1 protein-coding gene is annotated in these 240 nt (G+C 42.1%); it reads right to left on the reverse strand.

Features of this window, described 5'->3' with window-relative positions:
* Positions 1–240, reverse strand: a 240-nt coding sequence (locus AC0L3U_RS40105) for a hypothetical protein (protein ID WP_473365225.1), incomplete at both ends; no start/stop codon positions are given.

Raw genomic sequence — 240 nt, forward strand, 5'->3', positions numbered from 1 at the left:
CGCTCGATATATAGATATTATCCTCTCAGCCTCGCTAAAATAATGAGCCCCTTTGTTAAGCTTATTACTGACCAACTTTTCTTCACCTTGCAGAATCTCAAGCGCTTTAATATCGTCATTGATATTTACAGAAGCCTCTGCACGGGCTAAATCCTCTAGACTCTTTTGTGTTATCGCCTTCTCGTTTTCGAGTCGCTGATGAATTTTAGTATAATTATCCAGTGTGACGGCCTGCCCCGG

It is taken from the genome of Bradyrhizobium sp. Kon69 (genome assembly GCF_055807515.1).